The sequence below is a fragment of the Streptomyces sp. SID5910 genome (assembly GCF_009862125.1).
In the GTDB taxonomy this organism is placed as follows: domain Bacteria; phylum Actinomycetota; class Actinomycetes; order Streptomycetales; family Streptomycetaceae; genus Streptomyces.
Map to the genome: position 1 here is coordinate 1 of NZ_WWHX01001008.1, position 5616 is coordinate 5616.

Here is a 5616-nt window from a genome sequence, read left to right on the forward strand (position 1 = left end):
GCAGCCTCGCAAGCGACGGACAGCGTGGCGGGGCGGGCTGCGGCGGTGCGGCTCACCGCAGCCACCTACGGCGGCCCGCAGCTGCGAACGGCGTGGCGGCGTACGGCTGCGGGCCGCCGTAGGGCCCCAAACGCCCGGAGGGCCGCCTCATCCGGGGTGGATGAGGCGGCCCTCCGAGAGCAAGGTGCGGCCGGTAGGCCTCAGCGGACGTCGCCCATGAGGTCCTTGACGCGCTTGCGGTACATCCAGATCGCGACGCCGGCGACCACGGCGAGCGTGGCCTCCAGGGCGACGATGCCCGTCTTGTTCAGGTCGACGCCGGCGATGGAGAGCAGGCCGGTCGTGGCGTCACCGGCGGTGACGGCCAGGAACCAGACGCCCATCATCTGCGACGCGTACTTCACCGGCGCCATCTTCGTGGTGACCGACAGGCCGACCGGCGAGAGCATCAGCTCACCGCAGGTCTGGACGAAGTAGATCGCCACCAGCCACATCGCGGCCGCCTTGTGACCGCCGTCGGCGATCGCCAGCGGGGCGAGGAAGAGGAAGAAGGACGCGCCGACCAGGACCAGGCCGCCGCAGAACTTGACGACCGTGCTCGGCTCCTTGCCGCGGCGGTTGAGCGCCAGCCACAGGGAGGCGAAGACCGGGGCCAGGGCCATGATGATGACCGGGTTGACCGACTGGTACCAGGAGACCGGGAACTCCCAGCCGAGGACGCTGTTCTCGGCGGAGGAGTCGGCGAAGATCGACAGCGTCGAGCCGCCCTGGTCGTAGATCATCCAGAACACGGCCGCGGCGACGAAGAACCAGATGTACGCCGACATCTTCGACTGCTCGCCGCGGTCCAGCGACTTGTCGCGCTTGATGCGGGTGAGCACCATGATCGGGATGATCACGCCGAGCAGGGTCAGCGGGACCAGGATCCAGTTCAGCGTGTAGTGGCCGGAGAAGCCGACGATCGCGTAGAAGACGACGGCGATCGCGGCCCAGAACGCGGCCTTGCGCAGCGTCGAGGTCTTCTCCTCCACCGACAGCGGCTTCGGGACGACGCTCGAGTGGGGGTCGAGGTGGCGGCTGCCGATCAGGAACTGGATCACACCGAGCGCCATGCCGACCGCCGCGAGCGCGAAGCCCAGGTGCCAGTTGACGTTCTCACCGATGGTGCCGATGGTCAGCGGCGCTATGAAGGCACCGAGGTTGATGCCCATGTAGAAGACGGTGAAGCCACCGTCGCGGCGCGGGTCGTCCGGGCCGTCGTAGAGCTGGCCGACCATCGTCGAGATGTTGGCCTTCAGCAGACCCGAGCCGATGGCGACCAGACCGAGGCCCGCGTAGAAGGTGCCCGAGGTGGGCAGCGCCAGCGTGAGGTGGCCGAGCATGATGACGCCGCCGGCGATGGCGACCGTCTTGCGGGGACCCCAGACACGGTCGCCGAACCAGCCGCCCGGCATCGTGAGCAGGTACACCAGCGACAGGTACACCGAGTAGATCGCGGTCGCGGTGCCGGCGCTGAGGCCGAGACCGCCGGGAGCGACGAGGTACAGCGGGAGGAGAGCCCTCATGCCGTAGTAGGAGAAACGCTCCCACATCTCGGTCATGAAGAGAGTGGCCAGTCCGCGGGGGTGGCCGAAGAAGGTCTTCTCGGAACCGGGGGTGCCCGGGCGGACCGAGTCCTTCGTCAGGCTGGACGCCATGGTCGTTCCTTGCTGTCGGGACGCGCTCATGAGGCGATGCGCGCCCGGTGGGGGGCAGCCGGCACCGGCGGCCTCACCCGTCCGACCCCACGCCTGAGGGATTCGCCCCGGATCACGGAGCGATGGACGGCGACCACCGGGATCCACGCCTCCGCGCGCTTCACTGCGCGCGATGAGGCCCGGCCACAGGTCATTCCTTTCGAGGCCGGCCGTGGACCGGCCCGCACACGAAAGAGACCTTCAGCGTCGAACTGTCGCCAAAGGTCCTCTGGGTGCTACAGGCGCTGATTCACCATACGGCAGGACACCGCCCGGTATGGAAGGACTTGAGACGCGGATCACAGGTGACGACGGAACCGCGAACGGTCATTCGAAGGTCCCTCCCAGGATGACACCCCACAGCCGCAGGTCCGTCACCGGGGCGGCAGTGCGGGCCGGAGGGCGTGCACCCGGCCCGGCCGCGGGACCTGTCCGGCATGTCCGGAGGTAAGAGACCCTCACCCCGATCACACCCCGGGCGTTGCTCCGAGCGGACTACCATCAGCCCATGACCCGTGTACTGCTCGCCGAGGACGACGCGTCCATCTCGGAGCCGCTGGCCCGCGCACTGCGCCGGGAAGGGTACGAGGTCGAGGTGCGTGAGGACGGCCCCACCGCGCTCGACGCCGGGATGCAGGGCGGCATCGACCTGGTGGTGCTGGACCTCGGGCTGCCCGGCATGGACGGGCTGGAGGTCGCCCGCCGGCTGCGCTCCGAAGGGCACGCCGTGCCGATCCTGATCCTGACCGCCCGCGCCGACGAGGTGGACACCGTCGTCGGCCTGGACGCCGGTGGCGGCGGCCGCGCTGCCCTGCGCGGCGCTCGCCGTCCTGTCGGTGGCCCTGCTGCACCGCGGCGACTCCGCGGGCGTCTGGGCCGTCATTCCCGTGGTCGCCCTGATCCAGGCGGGCGTCCTGCTCCGGTCGGGCCGCGAGTCGGGTGACCCGTCGGGGACGGCCGGCTCGGGCAGCGCGGCGGCGGCATCAGCCGGCCCGGTGCCGGGCCCGGGGGAATCGACCCGAGTCGGCCCAGTGCCCGGTCCGGGGGAAGCGAGCCACGCCGGCCCAGTGTCCGGTCCGGGGGAAGTGGGCGCAGCCGGCTTGGTTTCCGACCCTGGGGAAGCGACCTCAGCCGGCCTTGAGCCAGGTCCGGCCTCCCACGAACCCGTGCGGCACTCCGACGCGGCGACGGAAGAGCCGGGCGGCCCGGCGGCCGGCTTCGGTGGCCCAGCGGCCAACTCCGGCGGCCCGGCGGCTGGCTCCGGTGGCCCCGAGGAGGACCCCGGCCGGCCGGGGGAGGACCCCGACGACGGCGCGACCCGCGCGGAACCGCGCCCCCTCCCCACCGCCGCAGCGCAGCCACCGCACGCCGCCGACCCGGCCCCGCTCGTCACCGCCGACGGACCGGCCCCCGACGAGGACCCCGAAGCCCGCCGGCCCGCGCGCCGCCCCGAGGTCGGCATCGACGCCGAGCTGTGGCGCAACCTCGCCGAGGCGCTCACCGAACCCGCCGAGCGCCGGCAGGAACAGGGCGGCGTCGCCCTCACCGCCCGGACCGCCGACGGCATGTGGACCATCGTCGGCGCCGTACTGCCGCAGCAGACGTGGGCCAACGCGGTGCGCTGCGAGTTCTCCGTACTGGAGGTCGAGCGGGTCCGTGACGCGCTGGACTCCCTCGCCCCCGACCACCGCGACGCCGTCCGCATCACCTGGCTGCACACCCACCCCGGCCTGTCCGTGTTCCTCTCCTCCACCGACCACGACACCTCCGCGAAGTGGCGGGCGCTCGACCCCGAGTTCCGTCCCGTGGTCGTCGACGTCACCAAGGACGAACTCGGTGACCGCGTCGGCGTGTTCGACGAGCGGGGCAAGGCCCTGCCCATCGGCCTGGTCGACGGCGTACTGCCCGCCGGGACGGCCGGGGCCATCCGGGACGCCCTGCTGGAGCGCTACCGCAGGACGGGCGGGCCCCTGCCCCTCGTGCTCGTCGGCGCGGAACCGTACCGGACATGACCGCGCGGCACTCACCGCCCGCACCCCAGCACCCGAGGGACGAACGATGCCGAGGTCACCGCGCCGCGGAAAGATGCCGGACCACGCCGGAGACGACATAGCCCTCGACCGGGAATGGGGCGCCACCCTGCTCGCGTACTTCGCCCGCTTCCCCGCGGAGCGCGGCGGCGTGCTCGTCGGGAAGCGGTCCGCGGGCCGGGTCGAGATCACCGCCGCGGTGTTCCCGCCGCAGCAGATCGCCACCCCGGTCCGCTGCTCCTTCGACACCGCGGTCGTCGAGGGCGTGAACGACACCCTGAAGGCCGTGGAGGAGACCCGGATCGGCCCGTACGCGCCCACGGTGCTCGGCTGGGTGCACAGCCACCCGCACATGGGGGTCTTCCTCTCCGCGCAGGACGAGCGGACGCTCACCACCTGGACCGACCTGGACGCCGACGCCGTCGCCCTGGTCGCCGACCCGTTCGCCCCGGAACACCAGATCGCGGGATGGGGGCGGGCGTGCGTACCCCGCAGACTCTGGGTGGGCGACGACCGGGAGGCCCTGATGCTGAACCAGGGCGCCAAACTCGCCGACGTGCTCAGCGGATTCGCCCGGCCCGGCCAGGGCGGCCTCTGGGACGTCGTCGGCTGCGGCGCGGTCGTCTCGGTGCGCGTCTCCCGGCGGCGGGCGGCCCACCACCGTACGGAGGAGAACCGGTGACCGAGGACATGACGATCCGGGCCCTCGCCGACGACGAGGTGATCCACGGGCACTGCTACACCAACGCCCCCGGCGCGGCCGGCGGCGACCTGCTGCGCGTGACGTCGCCCCACGCCACCGTCCACTGCCGGGTCGCCTGGGACCTCACCGACCGCTTCGGGCCGGCGGCCGAGATCGCCCTCGACCGCTGGCAGCGCGCGGCGCTGGGCGCGGCGCCCGGCACCCGGGTGACCGTCGAGCGGGAACACGGGCCCGTGCCGCAGGCCGACGAGGTACGGCTCGACCTGTCGCGCGGCACCGCGGCGTCCGGCCCCGAGCTGCGCGACTTCCTCGCCGTGGGCCGCTACCCCCTCTATCCCGGCCTGCGGTTCAGCCACCGTCCGCTGGGCGCGGCCGGCGACGGCACCGACGGGTACGGCGAGTACGTCGTGGAGCGCGTCGTCACCGACGGCGCGGACGTCCCCGTCGCCGAGGTCGGCCCCCTGCTGGAGGTCGTGGTCCGGCGTTCCCCCGCCCTGCGCGCCGTGGCGCCCGGCTACGAGGACCTCGGCGGCATCGACGACGTCGTGAGCCTGCTGCGACGGGAGATCGAGGTACCGCTGCGCCGCTCGGAGGACCTGCGCCGCCTCGGCGTCCACGCCCCGGCGGGCATCCTCCTGCACGGCCCGCCCGGCACCGGCAAGACGACGCTGGCCCGCGCCGTGAGCACCCGGTGCGCCCAGGACGGGGTGGACACGGTCGTCCTGCGCGGGCCGGCCCTGGTCACCCAGCAGCGGGAGGACGCGGAGGCGGCTCTGCGCGAGGCCCTGCACCCGGTGGCCGAGGGCGCGCCACCGCGGCTGGTGGTGCTGGAGGACGTCGACTACCTGGCGCCGGCCCGCGACACCCCCGTGGTCGGCGGCTCCATGCTCGGTCTGCTGCACGAGCTGCTCGACCGGCCGGACCGGCCCGTGATCATCGCCACGACCAGTCGCCCGGACGACGTGGACGCCGCGATCCGGCGCCTGGGCCGGCTCGGCCAGGGCATCCGCATGCCCCTGCCCTCGGAGGACGACCGCCGGGCGATCCTCGCGGTCCACACCCGCGACCTGTCCCTGGCGGCCGAGGACGAGGCGGCCAGGAACGCGCTGCTGGGCGACCTGGCGGCCCGTACGTCGGGATTCGTCGG

General features: G+C 73.2%; 4 protein-coding genes and 1 pseudogene. 4 read left to right on the forward strand and 1 reads right to left on the reverse strand.

Annotation, left to right across the window (positions count from 1 at the left end):
* Positions 1-200: 200 nt before the first annotated feature.
* A complete protein-coding gene (locus GTW67_RS35820) occupies positions 201-1697 on the reverse strand; it encodes an MFS transporter (RefSeq protein ID WP_161168656.1) in 1497 nt (498 codons plus the stop codon).
* A 547-nt stretch (positions 1698-2244) separates the two neighbouring features.
* On the opposite strand from GTW67_RS35820, the pseudogene GTW67_RS35825 reads away from it, so the two are divergent.
* The 4 genes and pseudogenes from GTW67_RS35825 to GTW67_RS35840 all read left to right on the forward strand — a co-directional run.
* Positions 2245-2533 (forward strand): annotated as a pseudogene (locus tag GTW67_RS35825) (response regulator); the annotation flags it as partial.
* A 369-nt stretch (positions 2534-2902) separates the two neighbouring features.
* On the forward strand, positions 2903-3748 hold the full coding sequence (locus tag GTW67_RS35830) for an MPN domain-containing protein (RefSeq protein WP_161168881.1): 846 nt from the start codon (positions 2903-2905) through the stop codon (positions 3746-3748).
* A 46-nt stretch (positions 3749-3794) separates the two neighbouring features.
* Entirely contained in the window at positions 3795-4448 is a 654-nt protein-coding gene (locus GTW67_RS35835) for a Mov34/MPN/PAD-1 family protein (RefSeq protein WP_161168882.1), read from the forward strand.
* The coding region (locus tag GTW67_RS35840) for an AAA family ATPase (protein WP_161168883.1) at positions 4445-5616 on the forward strand (1172 nt) is incomplete at its 3' end. The genes GTW67_RS35835 and GTW67_RS35840, both read left to right, overlap by 4 nt.

Coding starts and splice junctions, on each gene's coding strand:
- GTW67_RS35835 (WP_161168882.1), top strand. CDS start 3,795: ATGCCGAGGTCACCGCGCCGCGGAAAGATGCCGGACCACGCCGGAGAC.
- GTW67_RS35820 (WP_161168656.1), bottom strand. CDS start 1,697: ATGGCGTCCAGCCTGACGAAGGACTCGGTCCGCCCGGGCACCCCCGGT.